The sequence below is a fragment of the Lentilactobacillus otakiensis DSM 19908 = JCM 15040 genome (genome assembly GCF_001434145.1).
Taxonomy (GTDB): Bacteria; Bacillota; Bacilli; order Lactobacillales; family Lactobacillaceae; genus Lentilactobacillus; species Lentilactobacillus otakiensis.
Genome location: NZ_AZED01000011.1, coordinates 101872 through 124437, shown reverse-complemented (window position 1 = coordinate 124437; position 22566 = coordinate 101872). Strand labels below are relative to the sequence as shown.

At 44.3% G+C, this 22566-nt stretch carries 28 protein-coding genes and 1 riboswitch; of the genes, 20 read left to right on the top strand and 8 right to left on the bottom strand.

Annotation, left to right across the window (positions count from 1 at the left end):
* Positions 1-187: 187 nt before the first annotated feature.
* The 3 genes from FD05_RS04375 to FD05_RS04360 all read right to left on the bottom strand — a co-directional run bounded on the left by FD05_RS04375 (position 188) and on the right by FD05_RS04360 (position 3309).
* Positions 188-1378 carry a PucR family transcriptional regulator gene (locus FD05_RS04375; RefSeq protein WP_223602633.1) on the bottom strand — a complete coding sequence of 397 codons (1191 nt, stop codon included), beginning with the start codon at positions 1376-1378 and terminating at the stop codon, positions 188-190.
* 525 nt (positions 1379-1903) lie between these two features.
* Positions 1904-2623, bottom strand: coding sequence for a matrixin family metalloprotease (locus FD05_RS04365; protein WP_020280834.1), 720 nt, complete (start codon positions 2621-2623; stop codon positions 1904-1906).
* 335 nt (positions 2624-2958) lie between these two features.
* Positions 2959-3309: a YisL family protein gene (locus FD05_RS04360; RefSeq protein WP_039932655.1), complete on the bottom strand. Its 351-nt coding sequence runs from the start codon at positions 3307-3309 to the stop codon at positions 2959-2961.
* A gap of 146 nt (positions 3310-3455) precedes the next feature.
* Here FD05_RS04360 and FD05_RS04355 point away from each other — a divergent pair, with 146 nt between their 5' ends.
* Positions 3456-4100, top strand: a complete 645-nt coding sequence (locus FD05_RS04355) for a GPP34 family phosphoprotein (protein ID WP_020280836.1) — start codon at positions 3456-3458, stop codon at positions 4098-4100.
* A 49-nt stretch (positions 4101-4149) separates the two neighbouring features.
* On the opposite strand, the gene FD05_RS04350 is transcribed toward FD05_RS04355, so the two are convergent.
* Positions 4150-4515, bottom strand: coding sequence for a hypothetical protein (locus FD05_RS04350; RefSeq protein ID WP_020280837.1), 366 nt, complete (start codon positions 4513-4515; stop codon positions 4150-4152).
* Positions 4516-4690: 175 nt separating this feature from the next.
* Between FD05_RS04350 and FD05_RS04345 the strand changes: the two genes are divergently transcribed.
* The 7 genes from FD05_RS04345 to FD05_RS11830 all read left to right on the top strand — a co-directional run bounded on the left by FD05_RS04345 (position 4691) and on the right by FD05_RS11830 (position 12779).
* Positions 4691-5131: a hypothetical protein gene (locus FD05_RS04345; RefSeq protein WP_039932657.1), complete on the top strand. Its 441-nt coding sequence runs from the start codon at positions 4691-4693 to the stop codon at positions 5129-5131.
* A 143-nt stretch (positions 5132-5274) separates the two neighbouring features.
* The gene (locus FD05_RS04340) at positions 5275-7215 is read left to right on the top strand and encodes an ABC transporter ATP-binding protein/permease (RefSeq protein WP_039932659.1); all 1941 of its coding nucleotides are present in this window, start codon (positions 5275-5277) and stop codon (positions 7213-7215) included.
* 279 nt (positions 7216-7494) lie between these two features.
* Positions 7495-7680 (top strand): hypothetical protein, encoded by a 186-nt coding sequence (locus FD05_RS11490; RefSeq protein WP_156401567.1) that lies wholly within the window; start codon positions 7495-7497, stop codon positions 7678-7680.
* A 133-nt stretch (positions 7681-7813) separates the two neighbouring features.
* The gene (locus FD05_RS04335; RefSeq protein ID WP_020280842.1) at positions 7814-8680 is read left to right on the top strand and encodes a DegV family protein; all 867 of its coding nucleotides are present in this window, start codon (positions 7814-7816) and stop codon (positions 8678-8680) included.
* A gap of 16 nt (positions 8681-8696) precedes the next feature.
* Positions 8697-9212, top strand: a complete 516-nt coding sequence (locus FD05_RS04330; protein WP_020280843.1) for a DUF1836 domain-containing protein — start codon at positions 8697-8699, stop codon at positions 9210-9212.
* A gap of 128 nt (positions 9213-9340) precedes the next feature.
* Positions 9341-10702, top strand: coding sequence for a DUF5776 domain-containing protein (locus FD05_RS11940; protein ID WP_020280844.1), 1362 nt, complete (start codon positions 9341-9343; stop codon positions 10700-10702).
* A 184-nt stretch (positions 10703-10886) separates the two neighbouring features.
* Positions 10887-12779, top strand: a complete 1893-nt coding sequence (locus tag FD05_RS11830; protein WP_235714308.1) for a DUF5776 domain-containing protein — start codon at positions 10887-10889, stop codon at positions 12777-12779.
* Positions 12780-12834: 55 nt separating this feature from the next.
* On the opposite strand, the gene FD05_RS04315 is transcribed toward FD05_RS11830, so the two are convergent.
* Together FD05_RS04315 and FD05_RS04310 are read right to left on the bottom strand one after the other, a co-directional pair.
* The gene (locus tag FD05_RS04315; RefSeq protein WP_039932661.1) at positions 12835-13248 is read right to left on the bottom strand and encodes a hypothetical protein; all 414 of its coding nucleotides are present in this window, start codon (positions 13246-13248) and stop codon (positions 12835-12837) included.
* A 166-nt stretch (positions 13249-13414) separates the two neighbouring features.
* Positions 13415-13834 carry a hypothetical protein gene (locus FD05_RS04310; RefSeq protein WP_039932663.1) on the bottom strand — a complete coding sequence of 140 codons (420 nt, stop codon included), beginning with the start codon at positions 13832-13834 and terminating at the stop codon, positions 13415-13417.
* 246 nt (positions 13835-14080) lie between these two features.
* Here FD05_RS04310 and FD05_RS04305 point away from each other — a divergent pair, with 246 nt between their 5' ends.
* The 4 genes from FD05_RS04305 (at position 14081) to FD05_RS04295 (ending at position 15766) form a co-directional block, all read left to right on the top strand.
* Positions 14081-14365: an AbrB/MazE/SpoVT family DNA-binding domain-containing protein gene (locus tag FD05_RS04305; protein WP_020280848.1), complete on the top strand. Its 285-nt coding sequence runs from the start codon at positions 14081-14083 to the stop codon at positions 14363-14365.
* A 3-nt stretch (positions 14366-14368) separates the two neighbouring features.
* Positions 14369-14716 (top strand): type II toxin-antitoxin system PemK/MazF family toxin, encoded by a 348-nt coding sequence (locus tag FD05_RS04300; protein WP_020280849.1) that lies wholly within the window; start codon positions 14369-14371, stop codon positions 14714-14716.
* A gap of 56 nt (positions 14717-14772) precedes the next feature.
* Positions 14773-14861, top strand: a riboswitch (TPP riboswitch).
* A complete protein-coding gene (locus FD05_RS11905; protein ID WP_020280850.1) occupies positions 14853-14975 on the top strand; it encodes a hypothetical protein in 123 nt (40 codons plus the stop codon). (Overlaps the previous riboswitch by 9 nt.)
* Before the next feature lie 77 nt (positions 14976-15052).
* Positions 15053-15766: a TenA family protein gene (locus FD05_RS04295; protein ID WP_020280851.1), complete on the top strand. Its 714-nt coding sequence runs from the start codon at positions 15053-15055 to the stop codon at positions 15764-15766.
* Positions 15767-15966: 200 nt separating this feature from the next.
* Here FD05_RS04295 and FD05_RS04290 read toward each other — a convergent pair whose 3' ends face one another.
* Positions 15967-16533: a C40 family peptidase gene (locus FD05_RS04290; protein ID WP_020280852.1), complete on the bottom strand. Its 567-nt coding sequence runs from the start codon at positions 16531-16533 to the stop codon at positions 15967-15969.
* A 352-nt stretch (positions 16534-16885) separates the two neighbouring features.
* Here FD05_RS04290 and FD05_RS04285 point away from each other — a divergent pair, with 352 nt between their 5' ends.
* Positions 16886-17173 (top strand): phosphocarrier protein HPr, encoded by a 288-nt coding sequence (locus FD05_RS04285; RefSeq protein ID WP_020280853.1) that lies wholly within the window; start codon positions 16886-16888, stop codon positions 17171-17173.
* Positions 17174-17365: 192 nt separating this feature from the next.
* On the top strand, positions 17366-17788 hold the full coding sequence (locus tag FD05_RS04280; RefSeq protein ID WP_020280854.1) for a hypothetical protein: 423 nt from the start codon (positions 17366-17368) through the stop codon (positions 17786-17788).
* Positions 17789-17859: 71 nt separating this feature from the next.
* Here FD05_RS04280 and FD05_RS04275 read toward each other — a convergent pair whose 3' ends face one another.
* Entirely contained in the window at positions 17860-18345 is a 486-nt protein-coding gene (locus FD05_RS04275; protein WP_020280855.1) for a YbaK/EbsC family protein, read from the bottom strand.
* Positions 18346-18568: 223 nt separating this feature from the next.
* On the opposite strand from FD05_RS04275, the gene FD05_RS04270 reads away from it, so the two are divergent.
* From FD05_RS04270 to FD05_RS04245, 6 genes are all read left to right on the top strand, one after another.
* Positions 18569-19111 (top strand): RNA polymerase sigma factor, encoded by a 543-nt coding sequence (locus FD05_RS04270; protein ID WP_020280856.1) that lies wholly within the window; start codon positions 18569-18571, stop codon positions 19109-19111.
* A gap of 96 nt (positions 19112-19207) precedes the next feature.
* Positions 19208-19465, top strand: coding sequence for a DUF1659 domain-containing protein (locus FD05_RS04265; protein ID WP_020280857.1), 258 nt, complete (start codon positions 19208-19210; stop codon positions 19463-19465).
* A gap of 29 nt (positions 19466-19494) precedes the next feature.
* A complete protein-coding gene (locus FD05_RS04260; protein WP_020280858.1) occupies positions 19495-19722 on the top strand; it encodes a DUF2922 domain-containing protein in 228 nt (75 codons plus the stop codon).
* A gap of 70 nt (positions 19723-19792) precedes the next feature.
* Positions 19793-20530, top strand: a complete 738-nt coding sequence (locus FD05_RS04255) for a hypothetical protein (protein WP_223602630.1) — start codon at positions 19793-19795, stop codon at positions 20528-20530.
* Positions 20531-20612: 82 nt separating this feature from the next.
* On the top strand, positions 20613-20828 hold the full coding sequence (locus FD05_RS04250) for a hypothetical protein (protein WP_020280860.1): 216 nt from the start codon (positions 20613-20615) through the stop codon (positions 20826-20828).
* An 89-nt stretch (positions 20829-20917) separates the two neighbouring features.
* Positions 20918-22525, top strand: a complete 1608-nt coding sequence (locus FD05_RS04245; RefSeq protein WP_020280861.1) for a hypothetical protein — start codon at positions 20918-20920, stop codon at positions 22523-22525.
* Positions 22526-22566 lie beyond the last annotated feature (41 nt).

The following is a 22566-nucleotide window of genomic DNA, read 5'->3' as shown; positions in this document are numbered from 1 at the left end:
AGGAAACAACTCCCCCTCTAAAAACAAACAGACTCCTCGAACAATTTTCTCCCCTTCGCCCTAGAATATAACTGTTTTGTTTTCAAAATTGTTTGCTTTTAGTACAAAATTTTTGGAGGATTTGTTGGACATAAAGCAAAAAGTGAGTGAGGCAGGGGATCTGTCTCACTCACTTTACATAAGGTATTCATTTGGCATTTTTCATCATTTTTTTAATCAAGGCAATGTAAATCAAAAACTTATCATTGGTATGCCGATAATCCAATCCAGTTTGCTTATAGATTTGGGTCAATCGATACCGGATCGTGTTGGGATGGGTATACAACGTCTCGCTGGTTTCCTTAATCGATTCGTTTTGGTTGAAGAATTCCTTGATTGTTTCATATATTTCCGGATCTTCTAAAATCTCATCCATTTCCACTGGATACAACCGACTGTCTTGGGCTTTGGAAATCTTGTTGACGAGGTCCCACAAGCTGACATCCCGATAAAAGACTGGCCGTTCTGACCATCCGAGCGTCTTGGCGACTTCCACACCAAAGCTGGCTTCACTGAATGCCCGGTGAATTTTCTTGGCCGGATGCATTCCTGATACACCTTCGAACACGGTAAAACGAGTGATGTTCACATTTTTGAAAAGTGTCGTAAATCGTGTTCGATCGTTTGGCGGCAACTCTGTTTGCGCATGGTTAAAGAACGAGATGACGGTGGCGCCGTTGGTTGCTTCGAGGATGAAATAAGTCATGATCCGGTTCTCACGTTGAGCGTGGGAGAAGAATTCGTGAATTTGATTGACTAAATCAAGTTGGACGGACAGCCGTTCATTAGGCTGGGGCGCTTGGGCGAAAGAAATCTTGACCAAGCGAATGTTGAGGTCAAATAAATTCATTCCTTTTAATTCAGAGATGAAAACAAAATCTTTTTCTGAAGCTGAATTGGATTTTAACAAATAATCCAGATCGAGGTCAGCCATTTTACCGATTCGTCGACCTTCCAAGAGTTGCGCATTGATACTGTTCAAGACCTGAATCGACGTGACGTGATCTTTAATCGCAAATAACGGCAGGTTGAGTTCATCCCCGAAATCGATAATTGCGTGTGGAAATTCGGCTGCCTTGTCATGGGTATAGGGTTTGACCATTAGGCAGCTGATTTTACGGTCAACCAACTCTCGGATCAGCTGCTTAGCATCATCGATGTTTTCCGGCATCATCTTGGAACTGGTAATCACCAGCTCGCCGGTTTTCGCCCAGCCGTCCGCTGATCCGCTGTCCATGATCGTGATGCCGTTGACGACGCGTCCTTCGAGTGGTACCTGGTTGACTTGAACGATTCGATTTTTCTCATTACTGACAATTCGTTGAAGATCGATCATCATAGTCGCCTCCCCATAATTCGACAGTTATCATTACCTTTACAATACCGCATTTTTCGCCAAATGAGGTGAGAAATGTTTGTAACTTTGCACAAAGAATTGCTCAGTGGAAAATGGTACTCTTACGGCAAATGAGAGGAACTGAAAGAAGGTGAGCACATGTATCTTCTTCAAAGGATACAGTGTTGCAGGTTGCCACCCAAGGGCCTGTAACACCCCAACACAATGTGATTGTAATTTGCTGGTTTGTGCCTGCCCACCCGCAGGCAAAATCTCCCCCTTCAATTGTTGTTTTGTCTGGGGATGGATAGGTTAGATTCAAATTGGGGTAGTTGTTTGTACGAGAAACAAGGAGATTGGAACTCAAGTTAGCTGAGTGCCAATCTTTTTTAGAGTACAGGGGAAGGCGCTTTGTACCCTTAAATGGCAGTGATCAGCCTTTTCCACACATTTCGGCCAGATTGATACGACACTACAAAAAAACTGAACCAAAGCTTTCACACTTTGATTCAGTTACATTTGAATTTTTTATTTATAAGCCTGAACCAACCCAGCCACGTCACCCGATGTAATTTCGTTATCGCAAACAGTGGGGTACATGATGCTGCTTGGATCACTTGAGTGTCCTAGTCCCAATGAGTGGCCAAGTTCGTGTTCGCCAACGTGGACGCGCTCCAAAGTCGTGTATTGATATAGGTCGCAATTGTTGGAGTAAATTGTTGAAGTAGTGGGCGCCAAGAGATGGAGATCATTCTTAGTCTCGCTGAAATATCTAACAGTTGTCATTCCAGCATAGTTCAGGTTATCTGTGGCATCCACGGTAAGTGTAATATCTGCTTTGTCATTAGTCGCGGGGACCAGATTAACCTGTTGGGTTTCGTTCCACGCAGAAACCGCCTGCTGCCAGATGTCGCGGTAGTAATTGGATGGCGTTTGGATTGTATATGTAATCGTGGTACTTGCCCAGCGGTATTTTGCCGGCGTTGGTACTGTGACTGCCGGCTTTGCCTGTGGAACAGTCGCAACCGGAACCGTGATGTCTTGAGGCTGTGGTGCAGTTTTGACCGAATTTGCCGGCTGCTTTGGCTGAACCTTTTGAGGCTTTTTGGGCTTCACCCGCTTGGCATATGCAATGGTCGTATTCATTTGAGGATCGATTTTAGCAATTGTTACCCCAAGCCCAATAGTTGCACTAAAGGTTAGGATAAATGCCAAACCGGTCACGAGGAATGCTAGGAATCTTTTCATGATGGTCTCCGATTATTCATTTTGTAGCAAATCGATTCCCCGTACATCCCCATATATATCGGTTTACTCAAAAATCAATTATACCACCAGATTATCGAAACGCAATACTAATATAACAAATAAGTGATGAACCGACACCCCATAAAAAGTTCATACCTACTTTGTTTTTGTTAGTAGAACTTTGCCGTTTTAGATGGGTGATCTATGCGTATGAGAAAAGCGGCTCGGACATGTTTTGATGCTTTTGTCCGGGCCGTTATTAGGTTAAATGCTGGGTTGTTCACTTTTATTTAGCCGAAACGTGTTCCGGGGCCACCCGGGTCTTGTCGCACTCTCTAAAAGAAATACCATCCCGCCAACACAAGTCCCAACAAGCTGGTCAACACGAACACAATTCCCAGTGTCCAAAGAATATTGGCCGCCAAGTTCTTGTGGTTCTTTCTGGCAAAGCCAATTTCCAGCAATGCGATAACCGCCAAACCCAAAATGACTTTGAGACTTCCCAAGACCGGTTCACGTGGTACTCGATACAGCGCCAGCATGAAGCCCGAGATCAGAATGGGGATGTACAATACCCGCGTGATCATCTGAAAAACGATTGACGACTTGTTTTTGAGAATAAATGCTAACACGGTTGAGATGATCAGCAAGATCCAAGATATTAAATGAATGTTAATATAAATCAAAATAATTGCCTCCTAATTATTCTAACCTTCAGTATAGTATTTTCAGTTAGAAATGCGCAAATACTCAAAGAACATATTTCTTGCTAAGCGTTTTCATTTAGGCTATTTTTGAGGTAATGAGATTGTGAAGCCAGGGGGCGTTGCTTATGGACGGGTTAACTTATACGCAGGAATTTGTGTTGTGTGTGCTTAATCAAAAGCCGAAGTTGAGTGCATTTAAGGATCGTAAAATTGCGGCATGCTTGCTGCTGTCAGAAATTGTTGAATTACTCCGAGATGGGACGATGGACCTGACACCAGCAAATCGGATGGTCATCGCCCAGGTGTCCAAAGCACCAACCGATTATCTGAAGCCGATCACCGATGATATTAAGAAGGGTCAACCGCAAACTGTCAGCAATTATGTGCGGGATTCTGTCTTGTCAGTCCGTCGACGTCGGGTGACTAAATTTGCTCAAGCAATTTGTGACGCATTGGTTAAGGATGGATACCTGGAAGTGGATCATAAGACCTACTACGATAACCAAACCCTGACCGACCGGATTTTGACGCAGTTATATAATGATGCCACTGCAAAAAAAGAGCCTTCGGAGAAGAACTCGATGTTGGCAATTCTGTTAGTTAATTCGGGATTGATTCATCAGATATTCCCGAAGGATGAGGCACAAACAGTTGAGTTGAGACTCAAAGAAGTCATGAGGTCTGATCAGTATCATTTGATCTCAGACGTGACTAAGAAGATTAATCGAGATTTGGCAGCTATCATTGATGCTGTTTCGTTTGTTCATTAAAAAATCACCACGGCCACTCATCTTAAAGATGAGTGGCCGTGGTGATTTTTTAGATGTTAGCTTTCAGAGCATACAAAGCGGTCACGTAATTCATGGTTGGTAGTAAGCCCGCTTTGAAATCAGCCAGTTTACTATCCTCAATTCCCATTATTTTAATTGCATCAGCATCCGAGAGACTGGCTGCCTTTTGAGCGTTGTGGATTCGGTTGAGCAACTCTTCCGGCGACAAACTCAGCAGGTAGAGGCGCTTGATTTGCTTCAAAGTCGCCTGATAAGCACTTTCTGGTGCAGTGTGATCTCGGTAGGCCTTGATTTCCACTGGGTCAAACTCAACGATATTGAACAGGTAATCATCAGCTAAGTTCAATTTGTGTTGATATGATTCAATTTCAGTCAGCATTTCATTAATTGTCATTGTATAACTCCATTGCATTAGTTTGAAAATCTACCTTTCTATAATATGACACATTGGCTAAAAATTCTATGTGTGGTTAAAGTTCTTAATTTACCTATAAGTAATGCAAATGTAATCACTGGTATGATACGATGAACGTGTAGCATATTCGAATAAATATAAGGTGGTAAATAAATTGGCAGAAAATAATAATTGGCAGTTAATGGGCGTTCGCTTGGACGGTTTGAACTTTGACCGGAGTAATTTCAATCCGCAAAAAGGCCCTCAGATCAATGCAGAAACCCGTTTGGCTTTGCCTAATGATCCTGCAGACACTTCAACTATGAGTGTTGTTCAGGTGGTTTCAACCTTCAAATTGTATGATGACGAATTGGCTAAGAGCTACTTCACCGCAACCATTGCCGGTGTCTATCAAGTTCCCAGCAGCTTGACCGACAACGACGCCATCCAAAAGACAATTGATGACGACAAGAACCTTCGTAACAGCTTTGCTCAACCAGTTGTTGACTACTTGGTCGCAACTTTAGCTGACTTGAGCTTGAAGGCATTTGGCACACCAACTATCTTGAAGCGTGAACAGTTGATTGATACTTTGTTTGGTGCCAAGCAACAGTAAAATTTAATAATGTAGCCTTGACCACTCAACTGTGCCAAGGCTTTTTCTTTTGCACTTATCAGAGCCTTGCGGTATCCAAAGCCAACAAACTGCGTTAAAATTAATTGATATGCTAATCGCAAGCATCACGAATGGAGGACCACATGAGCTACTTAGAACTTCATAACATCAAGAAATCCTATTATCTTGAAAACCAAGAATTCCCAGTTTTGACTGGAATTGACCTGTCATTTGACCAAGGGGAATTCGTCTCAATCGTCGGTGAATCCGGCGGTGGGAAAACAACTTTGATGAACATTATTGGTGGCTTGGATAGTAATTATTCCGGGGATGTCGTCTTAAACGGCAAGTCCTTGCGTCACGATACCGCCAAACAATTGGACGCATACCGTCGCCAAACCATCGGCTTTATTTTTCAAAACTTCGATCTGATTAGCCATCTGACTGTTTTTAACAACGTCATGGTCTCCCTGCAGATGACCAAATTAAGTCATAAGCAGCAGGAAGCCCGTGCCCGTCAGCTGTTGGAGCAGGTCGGTTTGAAAGACCACATGCGCAAATATCCCAACCAGCTTTCGGGTGGCCAAAAGCAGCGGGTAGCGATTGCCCGGGCATTGGCGTCTGATCCGGAAATTATTATCGCCGATGAGCCAACTGGTGCACTGGACAGTCAAAATACGCAAGAAATTTTAACCTTGCTCGACCAAATCGCCAAAGACGGCAAACTGGTCATCACCGTTACCCACTCGGAAACCGTGGCCAATCACGGAACTCGAATCGTTCGACTGGCTGATGGGAAAATTAGTGAAGACAAATCAATCAAGCAAGGCTATGAAAAATCACAAGCCAATGAGTTATCCACTCACACATTGAGATTTGGCGCTACGTTAAAAATGGCCTTGGAGAACATGCGCTACAACTTAAAACGAAACCTGCTAATCGTTTTTGGGGCGGCCATCGGAATCTTCAGTGTGATTGTCATGCTGGGGCTTGGTAATGGTGTTCAAGGGTATATTAACCACGAAATCTATTCGCAGGTTAATCCTAATGCTGTCCAAGTTACTCAAAACGTTCCAACCAATTCCAGTGTTGACATGGATAAAGTCACCATGAAGGCCAAGGATAAGAACCGTTTGAAGGACATCAAGAATGTGAAGAGCATTAAGGACGGCTACTTCGTTCAAGGTGGGACACAAATTCGAATGGGCCGTAAGACGGCAACCATTTCATTTATGCAGACCCACAACAGCACCATGCTGACTAAGAGTATTTCCAAAGGGCATGCGCCTAAGAACGGCGAAATCATGCTAACCAAGGAATACGCTCAGAAGTTGAATAAGAAGAATCCAAATTCGCTGATTGGCAAGAAAGTCACTTTCTACCAAAATACACTGAATAACAAAAAACGCCCGGTCATGCTGAACAAGACTTTGAAAGTGAGTGGAATTGCCAAGGCCAGTACCGGCGCTACTTCAATCACTTATGACACCATGAAATCACTGTACAAATCAAAGGGCATCAAGATTCAGCCTAATTTTGTGACGGTTGAGATCAAAGGTGACGTGAAGAATGTCAAACCAGTGACCAACAAAATTAAGACCTTCAAAAATGATAAGAAGAAGGCTGCTTACCAAATCACTGGTGTCGGCGGCTTTGTTGATACGTTGAACACTTACATCACACTGGCGGTCAACGTTCTCGCAACGATTGCCGGGATTTCACTCTTGGTATCAGCGATCATGATTATTGTTGTGCTCTACATCAGTGTTTCCGAGCGAACCAAGGAAATCGGAATCCTCCGAGCATTGGGCTCATCCAAGGGCAGTATTCGAAACCTGTTCTTTTCTGAAGCCTTCTTTATCGGATTATTCTCATCGGCCTTAGCCATCGCCTTGGCGGAATTACTGCAAGTTGTGGCGAACAACATCGCTCAACGCGGAATCAATTATTCCATCATGCAGATCACACCAGGCAACGTTATCTTCGGCTTCGTGGTCGCCATCTTCATTTCACTCTTGGCGGCATTGGCACCGGCGGCATCGGCTGCACGGTTGGATCCAATTGAGAGTTTGAGTTATGAATAAATATGGGAAAAATGACGAACACATTTGTTCGTTATTTTTTATGTTGTAGAGGAACATAGCTTATTAAAAAGTGTGGAGCAAAAACAGTCCAACTTATCCAAAATGGGTTAAAATATGAGATGCGGATTATAATCAAGTTCTTTATTATATGTTGGAGGATCAAAGCATGGACGAACAAACCAATTTAAAAATTGCAACATGATCGTGAAATCATTGAGGCAGCATTTAAAGATGTTGAAGAAGGAAAGCTCTTAACAGAAGAAGAGATGGAGCAAAAATTTGGCAAGTATGGCTGGCATGATTAGTCATCAGCAGAAAGAGAAATGTTTTATGAACTCAGAGGAAGTAGAGAATGCTCGGATTGGTGCAATTATTGAAACTGGATTTAAGGATTTTGAAACTGGCAATACTTTGACAGAGGATGAGATGGTTGCGACATTTGAGAAATACGGTTGGCATAAATAATTGAATGATGTCCGTAAGGAACGGCTCCCACGGTCGTTCCTTTTTGTTATGGCATTGACAACCTACACATGAGGTATACAATACTACATAAATAGTATTGAAAACTACGTACCGAATAAAAGGAGACCCCTACATGCCTGAAAAGATTGCTATTCTAGCTGATTCCGGTTCTGATGTACCCGCAGAACTGTTACAAAAATACGATAATATCGAAGTTGCCCCGATGCTGGTGACTATGACCGGTAAAGAATATCGCGATAATGTCGATATTACTCCAGAAGAATTCTATGCCCGGCTTGGCCAGGAGGATCAATTTCCGAAGACTGCCGCTCCAACTCAAGGAAGTGTGGAGGCGAGTGTCGACAAGCTGAGAAAACGCGGTTTTGATCACATCATCGGCATCACGGTTTCAGCTCGGCTTTCAACCACGTTTGGCATCTTCACCAACGTGGCTAGAGAAACCACCGACATCAAAATGGACGTCATCAACACCAAGAATATTGGAATTGGCAGCGGTCTGTTTGCCGTGTACGCCGAAGAGATGATCGACTGCGGCCAAACCTTTGATGAGACGATGACCTTCCTCAAACAATCCGTCAAGAATAGCCGGACCTTTTTCTACATTCCCAGCTTGAAATACCTGCGGGCTGGCGGTCGGATCGGTCGAGTGGCTGGACTGATTGGCTCGGTTCTGAACATCAAACCGGTAATTGCGACTGATTCGGATGGCATTTACTTTCCAGTCGCCAAAGCTCGTTCCGAGCAGAAAGCCATTTCCAAAATGGTTGCCTTGGTTGAGAAATTGATTTCCAGCCACAAGAGCGTCCGTGTCGGAGTGGCCAACGGTGCCGACGTGCCGCTTCAAGAAAAAGTCTACGATCGCTTGCACTCAACCTTCCCACAACTTAAAATCTATAGAGGAAGCATTTCACCAGCGTTAGGGGTTCACACTGGTCCCGGTCTTGTCGGGGTGGGCGTGCAGGTTGGCGAAGGCGAATAAAAGAGGGAGCGGTTCGATGCCAAAGACGACTACCGAGCTTCAAATTAAATTACCGATGTGGGAAGAGCTGCCAACGTTCTCACTGCACCTGGATCAGTTGCTGGACCTGACGAATGGGTACTTGGAACCGATTATCGGCGATAAAATTACGAAAACAATGCTGCATAATTACTTCAAGGCGAAGATTTTGGTCCCGCCGGTCAAGAAAAAATACCAACGGACTCAGCTCGCCGGCGCTATTGTTGTCGGCCTGTTGAAAAACATCTTCTCATTGAATGAAGTGAAGGCCGGTCTGATGGCCTTGCTGGGATCTGGTTCACCCAAAGTTGGCTACAATAATTTTGTGATCATGTTCAACGAACAGGCAGCCAAAGCAGGCAAGGAGCTTTCCGATCCGACCAGTTTGGAATTAAAATCCGCCAGTCAGGCAACTTTGATGCAGTACGATGCCGTGCAGTCAATTTTGTTCTGGCTGTCGGCAAAGAATCGATTAAATGGGTTAGTTAATAATGATGACAAGCATGATGAATAGTATTATTCGTCATGCTTTTTTTGTGGCCAGATTTTATTTTTTGCCATAACCATCCACTTTGATAAAATATGCCTAAATTGTACAATGGAGTTGAGGAAAATTGTGATGGCTGTTGGGAGGCCGTGAAAATGATGAAGCGGATGAATTGTTTTAATTGGATGCTGTTAACGATGGGGGCTGTGATGCTCACGTTATTTGTCGGAGGGACGAATGCGCGGGCTGACGAGCCGGTTGTTGACCCTACCGGTGCCGAGGCGGTTGTCAAGGTTGTCGATACAAAAGGCAACACTTTAAAAGCTGCTCAAACACTTACATATAAGACGGATGCTAAAAATATTGATGCCACGGTACCTGGATACCCGGTGGCTGATACGTTGAGGGAAGTCGATGTGCAATACAATCCCAAGTTATCGCCATTTTATGTATCAACCAAATTTACCGTCAACTCAGCCAATGATGAATTGGATTCATATTTAGTCATTACTGGACATGACCCTGTGTCAGACTCAATAGATAAAGCAACCTTAGAGCAACAACTTGATACGACTTTCACGACTATGAATGAGGGCCTTGCTAAGTACATCGAATGGTATAAAAACGGTGTGGCATTTCAACCGGACGTCGCCGTTGATATGGATCGCGTCGCAAGTACGGGTGTTCCTCAAACTTTCACCATCATCTACGACTACCAACAGGCCACCATGCCCATCGAGTACGTCAATGACAACAACGGTTCCATCGTCAAACGGGACACCATCACTGGCTTCTTGGGCCAGAAGGGTCAGTACAAGCCAGTCTTGCCGGCCGGATATCAGCTGGTAAGCTACTCGCCAATCAATTACGACTTGGCTAGCAAGCAGAATGCGACATTGGTGATTCACGTGGTCCCAATTCCACCAACACCAGTTACACCAAGTCCAGCCCCAACTCCGGCACCACAACCAAATAACAATTCATGGAATCCAACGACACCTAAGCCTGCCGATGGCAAAACCGGTTTGCCAAACTACGCTGAGGTTAAGGGCGATGCTGTCTATGCCGTTAAGCCAATTTATATGTACAGTTCACCAAACTTTGATAAGAGTGACCGAATTGCTAAATATCCTAAGCGCACGCGGATCAACCGACCGATGTTTGTCGTAACGGGTTACGCCAAGTCCAACGGCGGAGCACTTCGATATGAGGTTCGTGACGTGAATAAACACTCCAAGTATTATGGCAAGACTGGCTACATCACATCTAACAAGCGTTATGTTTTAAATGCTTATTATCAGACGATGCCGAAGAACAAGAAGATCACCGTCATTGCCAAGAAGGGTGTTAATGCATACAGGACAGCAAGCTTGAATGGCAAGGCGACCCACTACAAGAAGGGCACTCATCTACATGTCAAGAGGCTTGTTAAGCACAATTTGACCACTCGTTATCAATTGACTAATGGTGATTATGTGACTGGAAATAAGCAGCTTGTGATTCAGGGGAATTATTAAGTGAATAGGATTATGAAGCATGGTGAGTAGGCATACTTGCCATGCTTTTTATTATTACAGGTATTGGTATTTACATTACAAAAAAGTTAACGCTTCGATAATCATATAAGTAGACATGGAATGTCATCCACATTATAATAAGATCATTAAATGTTATGTATGGGGCTTTTTTGGAGGGATCAAATTGAATATTAAACATAAAATGTTGCTGAAGCAATTGTCTTTTAGTGCTGCAGTTTTGGCGGGCTTAGTATTAAGTGCGCCGGTTATTGGTCAGCAAGCAACTGCTTTGGCAGAAACAACTCAAACTAGTGTGAGTTCGACCGTTAATACTACTTTTACCGGGGCGATGTACACGAATACCGTGAGCGGACAATCAATGCAGACACCACAAACTCCAAATGGGTTTGAACATTCACTGTATTTTCAAGCAACGGATGATAGCGGTAATCTTGAAGATTCAAATTATGCACTTATCGGAGATAACAGTACTTATCGTAAGACCATTATTAATGCAGACCATTACAAAAATCTGACAATGAATTTTACGATTACGAACAACACAAAGGAAGATAAAAAGGTTAATGAAATTGTTGGATTGCCTTTGAAAGACAGTTCAGACGCACCCTTAATTTATGATAATAGTCGGGGGCAGTCGTCCATTGCCCCTGAAGCTGACAGCCAGAGCGAAATGGTGCTTACAACATACATTGCTGGAAAGGAATATTTTTTACCTGGATCACATCCCGCGTCGGAAACGGTCCCCGCTGACGCAGACTGGTCAACGATGGATAGGTTCCGTGTAAGAGGTACCCTGCATCCTGGAAATTCTTGGAGCATCAAAATTCCATTAAGGCTGAATCTTACAGATAAAGCTGCACTTGATAAATATCTGTATAGCCACAACTGGGCAACGTTGACTGACTATTCATATGCACCAGACGACCATGGAGTAGAATTGCGGACTAAAGCAAGAATTGCCCAACAAGACAGTTTGAGTGGTGGAAAGTATCTTGCAACCGTGGAAAATAAAGATGGCAGTTTCACACCTCTTCCCAAAAATGTCCAAGATCTAATGCCTCAAATCGGTGCAAATGGAGAGATCTTCTGGGAGAATCTGAACGACGGAGATGGACCTGTTCAAGGGGATGTTCAAACTAAGCTTTTCAGTACATTAGATCATGTAGGCTTTACCGGATCATTTTTTTACTTGGATTTAACCAAAATAGGATCCTTAAAAGCGTCTAATGGATATCCCTTGGAACAAGCCTTAAAGGCACTCGGGTATGACTTTGCACCTGATGCGTCGACAAATAAGACCGCCACTTCATACTATTACCAATTCAATGGTGTAACCCCTAACTTTTCTGGTGGTGGTAATGGTGGTTTGGATACAGGGGGAACTGGAAGTATCCAATTACGTCTATACAAAGTCACACCAGTTCCACTTCCAGTAACACCATCGAATAACCATGGCGGCGGAAGCTCATCCAATACCAACACAAATACGAATGGCAACACAACGCCAAGCACCAATCCAAACTGGAATCCAACCACACCAAACAAGGCAGACGGTACAACTGGTCTACCAAATTATGCTGCGGTTAAAGGGACGGCTGTTTACTCAACCAAAGCGATTTACATGTACAGCGATCCAACCTTTAGCAAGTCTGATCGGATTGCCAAGTACACCAAGCGCACCCGTGTCAACCGACCAATGTTTGTCGTGACGGGGTACGCCAAGTCCAATGGTGGGGCACTCCGCTACAAGGTTCGTGATGTGAACAAACAGTCCAAGCATTATGGCAAGACTGGCTACATCACAGCCAACAAGAATTATGTTCTAAACGTCTATTACCAAACGATGCCAAAGAACAAAAAGATCACGGTCATCGCTAAAAAGGGCGTCAACTCATACAAGACTGCTAGCCTAACTGGCAAAGCCCATCACTACAAAAAGGGCACCCGTCTGCATGTGAAGAAGCTCGTGAAGCATAATTTGACTACCAGATATCAGTTAACCAACGGGCAATACGTATCTGCTAACAAGAAACTTGTGATTCAGGGAAACTACTAATCTAATCAAAATAAAGGACGCGAAGCCAAATCGCTTCGAGTCCTTTTTCATGTGTTCATCTAATTCGCAACAGCACCATGCCATGATCAGCAATCGTCCAAATCATCGGCATTTCCTGAACTGCCAGTGGAAATTGCGACCAGTCACCTTCAGGATTCTTGAGTTGCTGAGTCAAGTTCAGGTCTACGTCATTTAACAGCACCTGTCGTTCTCTCGGCAGGTTGTCAATTGTATAAAGCATCCACAAATCGAACTCATTGACCGGGATGTTGGTCTCGCCGGTTTGCGGATCATACTGGTAAGTTCCAGGTTCGACTTCGACATCGAATTTGGGCAATTTTCCTTCATACAAACGAGGTTCCGGGGGCAGTGGCTTCGGTGCATTCCGGTCGGCCCAGAGCACACTAATACACATGGTCACCAGGCCACTGCAAGCGATGCCGATTATCAAGAAGTATTCAACAACCATCCGAATCCCCCTAACCACCATTAGTACTTCATTATAATTCAATACGTTGGAAAACATGTGGAATTGGACTTTTTGAAGATTGGGGAGTGGTGGCTAAACACTCTCAAAATCGATATATAGAAAAGGACCCGAAGCTAAACAACTCCGAGTCCTATATACGTTAAATTTATTTAATTCTCAACAGCACCAACCCATGCCCACCAATTGTCCAAACCATTGGTAAGTGTTGGACTGCCGGAGGAAATTGATCCCAATGTCCGGCGGGACTTTTCAGCTTGTCAGTCAGCGCCTGATCGGTTGGGTTCAATTTCAACTTCTGCCCACGTGGGAGATTATCAATCGTATACAGCATGTACAGGTCAAACTCATCAATTGGGACATCGGTCTTGCCCGTCACCGGGTCGTAATGGTAGGTTCCGGGTTCAACTTCAACATCATACTGGGGCGTTTTGCCTTCGTAGAGATGTGGCTCATCTGGCTTCTGATCGTCTGTGGATTCTTGATTGCCGCTCAGCAGGCTGATGCAATACATCGTCATCCCGAAGCACCCAATCGCAATTAGTGTTAACAATGTGTATTCGACCATGCTGATCCCCCCAACACCTATTAGTACTTTATTATAATTCAATACGTAGCCCTTTGGCAAAGTTAGATGGATGTTCTGTTGGCCGATGTTCGTCATGAATTTCAAAAAAACGAGCAAAACTTTCGTATTTAATTTAATGTGGGTCCTGTCTGAGGAGGTGATCATGATCCAAGTTGAGATGCTTTAGTTGACCATGTTTAAACATTTGGTTAAACTGAAGGAAATAATGAAGAGAGGTGCTCCCTAATGGTTAATGAAATCAGCGAAACAAAGATTACTAAGTGGGGAAATGGGCACGGTGCATTTTTGAGCAAGAAAGCACTAGCTGCTGGCAATTTGACTGAAGGCACAAAAATTAGAGTGATAACGGTGCATCACAATGGACGTGATATCTTGGCACTTGAACCTGAGGACAAACCGACGTTAGCAGAAAAGTATGCGAACTACACTGGGACACCGGAAACATATAAGCAGCCTGAAGATTTAAAAGATTGGTCACAGAAGCGGCCGACTGGGAAGGAGATTTGGTAAATTGTGGTAGAAACTCAGAACCCGGCATATATGCCCAAGCAAGGTGACATCATTGATATTAACTTTAATCCTTCTCGTGGACATGAAGAACAGGGCTGGCATCCTGCTTTAGTTGTCAGCAAGCAACAATTATCAGCCACGTCACCATTTATCTGGTGTGTTCCAGTCTCGCATGGGCAATATTATCATCCTTTACATGTTTCTTTGGATGATCGAACCACAACGGAGGGGACAATATTCGTTGAGCAATTAAGCTGCTTTGATTACCGAGCTCGCCCATTCAGATTTCATGAGTCCATCACACCTGATCTGTTGGACATGGTGTTAGACAATATTCATCAAACACTTTAATATTCCTCTTGTATGTGGTGTGTTGCCTAGATATAATTAACTTGTACAACCAAATAAACCGTGGTCTGGGGTGCCGAAAGGCTGAGAAATACCCATTGAACCTGATACAGTTAGCACTGTCGAAGGAAGAATCAGAGTGCGACAAGAACTGGTAGATGCTGTTTCTAAGGGTGCTTGGATTGAAGTCCCTAGTCTTGGGACTTTAATCCAAGCATTCTTAGAAGTTAGCATCTGGTTCGTCGAAGCACGTTTCCACTAGATTACAGCTAACCTGCAAATTGCAGTCAGCTGTTATTTTTTTACCCAAGCACTACCGCCACACAAGGAGGAACCACCATGTCACTGTCACAAGATATCTTGTTTGAAGCCCAACCGTACCTGATCGCCAACGAGAAGCATCCGTTTGTCCAGGGAATCATCAATGGTAAATTAACGCCGGAACAGCTGCACTACTACGACGAACAAGACATTGCCTTTGAGTATAACGAGGTCGCCGTCATTAACGCCTTGATTAATTACAGCACCAACACAGAACAGGCGTTGTTATTCCACAAACGTCAGGACCTGCAGCTCACCATGCTGCGAGATTGGTTAGCCCGCGAGCCGGAATCGATGCCTCACGATTGGGAAACTCTCAAGCAAACGCCGATCCAGCCGATCAACCAAATGTATCGTCAGCACATGGCGGCCACGATCCAAACCCACAGTGTTCTGCAAATTCTGCCGTCATTTGCCGCAGGAGAGTGGATGTACATTGAGCTTGGTAAGTTCATGCGCAAGCAGACCCGCGTCCAGGATGAGCCGTTTAAGGACTTCCTGAACATCGGTGGCGGTGACTTCGAGGGGCCAAATGGCTATATCCAAAAATTCTTCGGAATCATTGATCACGAAGCTGAATCCGCCACACCACGCGAACAGGAACAGGCCAAGCAAACGTTTTTGAAGAGCTGCCTGCTGGAGTGGTACTTCTGGGATGCGGCATACAAGCAGATTACTTGGGACAATTGGAAAGCAGTCGCCTTGGATGGTAAAGGTGCCCCAATGCTCTAAAATGAACGCAAATTAAAGAGGTGTCCTTTCCCGAAATATTTGATCGGGGAGGACACCTCTATTTTTTGCTGTTATTTTGCTGAAACGTGCTACGCAAGCCAACTTTGTCCGCTTAATCCAATAACCAGCTTCGATGCATGACCCGCATCAAAACTGGTTATTACATTAATGCTCCAAAGCTAACCGGCTTGGTGCGCACTCTAACCAGTTACTTGACCCGCAAAACTAGGCATAAACGCCGAATTAATTGTCTCAATTTCAACGTTTTGACCCGGTTGTGGTGCTGCTACATACTGGTTATTCCCAATATAGATGGCAACGTGGTACGATGCGCCTTCATTACCCCAGAACAGCAAGTCGCCAGGTTGAGCTGCCGAAACAGCCTTCTTAGTCACATGACTCTCTTGCGTAACTGTGTAGTGGCCCAGGCTGATGCCGGCTGCCTTCTGATAAACATAATCGGTCAGGCCGGAGCAGTCCATTCCGCTCAATGACTCGCCACCCCATACGTAAGGGATGTTTTGGGTTGCCAATTGTTTGGCCAAATCAACTACTTGGTCGGCAGTCGATGAGGTCGTGTTGGTCGTCACCGTGTTGTTGGTGGTGTTGCTCTGCCCGGTATAGCCGCCATTATAATTCTGGCTGTACCCGCTGTTGTAAGTTCCCTGTCCTGCGTTGGTATAAGTATCAGCACTCGCTGACGTAACCGCGCCACCCATGATGGCACCGGCGACGGCGAAACTCAAAATTGTTTTAGTAAATCTCAAAAGAACACCTCGTTTTTTATTTGGTACCAGCAGGATAACTGATCAACTTTGCAGGACGATTACAGGAAATTTGTGATCCGTTGACGGAAGATTGCAGGCTGAAATAGTGTTAAAGATTTGGTATGGAAAGCCTAAAGAATTCGTGAGGTTGGTTGACAAGACTAACTAAAATATTGATCAAAACTAAGAATGGAGCTGTTGGTTTACAAAATTTCACAAAGCCGTTATATTTTCTCATCAAACTCACCAAATAGTGGCTGAACGTGTTGATTGTTCGTTAGAAAACGCTTACAATATCCATTAATATATTAGTTTAAGAATCAAAGTCAATCAATCTAAGAGGCGAAGTGAAATGGAAATGAGTAGATTCAAGGTATTAGCAGAGACGGGAATCATGTCACGGCCGGCAACTCGATTGGTTATGGCAGCCCAAAATTACGCATCGGACGTCACGCTCACGTATAATGGTAAGACGGTTAATCTTAAATCAATCATGGGCGTCATGTCGTTGGGAATTCCCCAGGATAGCTACGTTGAAATTCAGGCTAACGGCGAAGATGAGCAGGAAGCCATGGCTGGCATCGTTGACTATTTGAAGAGTGAAGGTGTCGTCGAACAGGTCGCACTTGACGCAAATTAAGTGAATATGTAGAAATGGGGATGCAGTCGATTGTGGCTGGATCCCTTTTATTATGGTGAAACAGTTTAGCTTAGAGAAAATTGAGTTCGTTCATGCCGCGCTAATATGGATATACTCTGCTTGTTAGCGCATTCAAATTGTTGTAGCATTTACTATGAGAGTACTAAATTTATACAAACATGGGATGAGAATATGGCAAATGAAAATAACGAACAAATCAAAAAAGTCAGTCGCAAGAACTTAAGCGACATCGTACCTGCATTAACGCGAATGGTCAGTGATCCTGACGGCAACTTCTCGATCTTCGATTGGGGACACGGTCAGATTATCGGCATTGTTCAGCATCATCAAGACTACCCAGACACGGCCATTGAAGACATTCTGACGGAAGGAATCCAAAGTGGCCTGGGTTACAAATATGAACCAATCGATGAAGCCCACTTCCAAGTGGACGGCAACGACCGTAATTTGGTCAAAGGCGTGGTAGCATCCAGAAACGTCGCTGTCTTGGTTGCACCTGAGATTCCGGAAAATATCTTGGACTATCTCAAGGTCGACATGCTCAATACATTGGGCGTGCCGGGGCTGCATTATGAGTATCCGGATGAGATTTAAAAAGAATAGCAAGGCAAACCAAAAAGGCTGATGAACGCCCCTCACACGAGGAACTGTTCATCAGCCTTTTACTATTCAATCACAACCGGCACCTTCCCCATCGCCGCCAACACCTTCACCAAATCCGCATACGACATCAAGATCGTCGCCGTATTCACATTCGGGTGCGCCGAGATTTCCGGCATGCTTTGGAGTGACTTGTTAATCAGCACCTTCACCTGGTCGTCGGTATCGTGCATCAACGCTAGTGGGGTGACCATGCCCGACACAACGCCAAGCAATGATTCCAACTCCTCTTCACTGGCGAAGGTCAACCGGCTGTGCGCCAGCCCCAATTGATCGGTCAGCGACTTAAAATCCACCCGGTGGTCATCCACCAAGTACAGATAGAACTGGTCACTTTTCTTATCCTTCAGCAAAAGATTCTTCACCTCAGCCAGTCCCTTGGGCGCATTCGGATCATCCATTGTCCAAATGGCAGGGTGGTCGACTCGCCGATATGTAATGCCAACTTGTCCCAGCAAATCCAATGCTTCTTGTTCCGTCGCCATTTTCATCCAATCACCTCGTTAAATACATATTATACGAAAGATTCACCAAATCGCTGCATTTTCCTAAAAAGTCAGCCGAGGGGAACGCGCAATAAACGCACCACATCAGCCTTTACACCCCATAAACAAAATAAATCTCCCGCGTTGTTCGCACGCTTCCTACTATATATACTATCTTCTTGTGACATTGGCCAATGGATCACCCAACAAAATTAAAGGTGGATTCATAATGAAACAAGACGACAAGCAAATCAAATTGTACCAAGACGCATTCAACTTCCTATTAGACGGCGACCATGAGCTGGTGGTGTATGGTGTCCTCAAGAAGCTGCACATCTCCAAGACCAACACCTATTATGAGGATATGGTCCAAGAGGGGATGTTATCCTTTGTAGAAAAATACATCCGGGCAATTAATCTGAAGAAGGAACCAGAATCATATCTGGCATTTATCTATCGTGGTGTCTATTGGGATTTGATTAATTATCTGCACAAACAAATTACGATTACTGAGCATATTGAAGTTCCTGATGACAATGTGGATCCGCTGGCGGAACTTCCTGACAATCAAAACTCAGTGGGCTATTACGACACGCACATTCTTTCTAAAGAATTAATGCAGTATCTGAACGCGAAAGAAATCAGATATTTAGTTCTGGCATATGATTATGGAATGAATATTTCGGAGATTGCCAAGGAGTGTAACGTGAGCCGAAAGTCGGTTCATGCCTGGCGTAACAAGGTTATTGCGAAACTTCAAAAAAAGTTCTAAAAAAAGGTAACACTTTTGGGGGTTCATTTTGTTAGTAACATATGTAAGGGTTGGCGCCAACGACTTACAAACTAATCAGAAAAAGGGAGAAAGAATATGCAAAAAGATTGGATGAAATCAAATGTTACCTATACGTTGGTTAATGAGGATCACAAGAAGGGTGTTAAGCATTCTTTTGCGTACGTTACTGAAAATGTAACCGCCGAAAAAGTTGCTTCATTCGCCAAGGTCCTTGAAAGCCTGATCGACGGCAACATCACTGACGCATCAGTATCTTCAACTGACCATGTTGAACTCAGTGACGCACCAAAAGCACAGCCAGCACCAGCTGCTCCAGCAGCACCAAAAGCGTAATCTTAACTAACTAATAGGAGGAAACACATATGCGTAAATTAGAATTGATTTTCAAAACTTCAGACGAGAAGCTCAAGACTCTGTCAATCAACTATGCCAACGGGGACTTGAATGCCGACGCTGTTACCAAAGCCATGGAAGACATCTCTAAATTAAAGATGTTCGACCGTGACGGCATCGATCCATACGCCACACCAATCGCCGCTCAATATCGTAAGACTGAAATCGATAAGTTGTTCGATACTCGCGGAGAATAATTAACACAATTGCATAGCGGTAATTAGCTACGGTTACCGATGAAGAGGCCGACAATGGGAAATATTCCTGTTGTCGGCCTTTTTCGTATATTCGTTCATTACTGTATTTGTATCTATCGCAGCTCTTGGTTTGTTTGCTGCAGCGGGGACTACAACTGCTAATGCCAAGAAGAAGTCATATCCAACAACTAAGGTTAACCGTGTTTTAAAGACTAACCCATATGACAGAAACGTTGTCTTCACTGGCAGCAATGCTATGTACAACAAGATGGGCACTTTGAAGGGTGCTCGTGTTGTTGCTACTAAAGCAACCATCAAGGACCTCATTGGTGAACATCAATCAAAGAATAACTTGCGTGCATACCGTTACGGTGTTACCAGCAAGGGTTCCGTTTACTACAAGGTTGTTTCATTTGACGGCCAATATCGTGGCTGGGTTTACGGTGGCCGTAGCACTTCAACCTTTGGCGGTGGTATCCGACCAACTCAAACCTTTACTGAAGGTACTTTGACCCCAACTCAAAAGACCACTGAATACCGCATTACCAATCCTGGTATTGCCAATGATGGTCGCAGCGCAACCTACATGGATCCAATGTACACAGAATACAAATTGAACCATGACGATCGCCAAATTGATAACACTTCGAACTACGGTATGGCAAGATTCCGTCTTGACCGTATCGGAACTCGAACTCAAGAAGGCGACACTTGGGTATACATCGTTTCAACAACACCAGAATATACTGTTGTTAACGGCTGGATTAAGCTTGATGGCTTAACTGCAACCGGCACTATTACTCAATAATATTTGAACATTGAATTTTGAATCCTCGTTTCAGCTTTGGCTGGGGCGGGGATTTTTGTTAAATTTCGATGGAGGTGATCGGATGGCGATAGTTGAAGTACAGAAGATTGATGGTGAGTTGGTGTTGCCAGTACCTGTGGAATTGAAAGCAGTTGTTGGAACTCGTTTTGAGGTTTCATCGAGTGACGACGGGAAGATTTCATACACACCCGTTCATCAAAACATTTTTGAGCAATCTGAGTGGCAGAATTATGATTATCAAAAGGACATGGCTGAGGATCCGGAGTTAAAGCCATAATTAATCCAAAAGCTCATTTCCACACAACCCAATTTTGGAAGCGTTACAATATAGGTGTAGTAAAGATATGTATTAGGAGGGGATCAAATATGCAAATGAATCTTAAAAAGTCATTATTTATCTCAATAGCAGCATTAGGCTTGGTATCCGCAGCGGGGGTTGCGACCAGCCAGACTGCCAGCGCTAAGACTTACGCTAAAGTCACATTTAATTCAGTTTTGAACTCTGATCCAACGACTCGAAATGTCACCATGACTGGGACCAATGCTTTATATAATAAGGCTGGCACCTTACGAGGAGCTCGAGTAGTTGCTTCCAAATCAACTGTCACTAATTTGGCAAATGCCAAAGTATCGACTGCGAACTTCCGGGTTTACCGTGTCGCAACAACTAACCGAGGTTCGGTATACTACAAGGTTGTTTCATTTGACCAGAACTTCCGTGGTTGGATCTATGGTGGTAAATCACAAAGCAGCTTTGCTGGTGGAATTGCACCTTACACGACATTTTCACCAACCGTCATGAGTGGCGTTAACCCACAATTGACGACTTACAAGATTACCACGCCAGGAACCGGCACTGATTCAGTAACCTGGGACGCACCACAATATACCCAGTATAAGATTGGCCAGGCGATCACTGATTCAACACCTTACGCCAACGCAACCTTTAAGATTGACCAAAGTGGCTTCAGAACCCGTGAAGGCAGTGATGATGTTTGGGTTCACATTACATCATTACAACCTGCTAACACCGCTGCCAATGGCTGGATTCGTTTGAGTGACTTAACTCCTGTTCAGACTCAGCAAGCCGACAACGCGATTCGGATTAATTTGAATGATCCAAATGGCAAGACCGTTAAAACCGTTGATTACGCTGTTACTAACGCTGTCAAAGGCACGACTTTAGGTCAATATTCAACGACTTCCGGTCTTTGGACTTTGACGGATGCTCAAGCCAATGACATTCTTAGCCAAATCAATTCCGGCTTGGCTAACAGTGGTTACAAACTGGATTCCAGCACCTTGACCACGGTTGAGCGGGCTGCCTTGGCTGCTGCTCAATTTGGAACCGGCAACGTCAACATTCCGGTTGTCAGTACCACGACCAACACCGCATTTAGCACCATCACACCATATGCAACCAACACGAATGCCAGCGCTACTAACAACTTGGGCACACACGCACTGACTGGTGTGAATAATGGCGTTGTGAATGCCGGTGGTAACTTTATTGATACCAATCCAAATACGACCGGCAATCAAACAGGTTACCTGTCTGCATCTGATTTCAATAATTTTACCCAAGCACAGCAGCAGACCATTTTGAGTGAAATGACCACGGCTTACAATAATGATAAAGATAATTTTGGGCCAGCATACCTGACTTGTTTGAACACCATGTTCAAGACCGCCGCTGAAGGGCAATACGTTGCACCATCTGGCTTGAACTTCACCAATGGCAGTGCAGCGAACGGCTCGACATTTACCAGCGATCAGCTGATGAGCTATGTACGTAGTAATCCAAGCTTGATGACCTTGCAATCACCTAAGTATCCGCAATTCATCGTTCCTGCAAGTGGTGCCAATGGCAACAATATCCAAGTTGTCTGGAACACGATTAACTACTCTGCAAGTTCAGCATCGAATGGGACGATTGGGTCACCGGTTAATGTGTTCTACTCATTTTACGATTAATCAGAGTGTGGAAAAGAGCGGTTAATAACCGGAATGTAAGT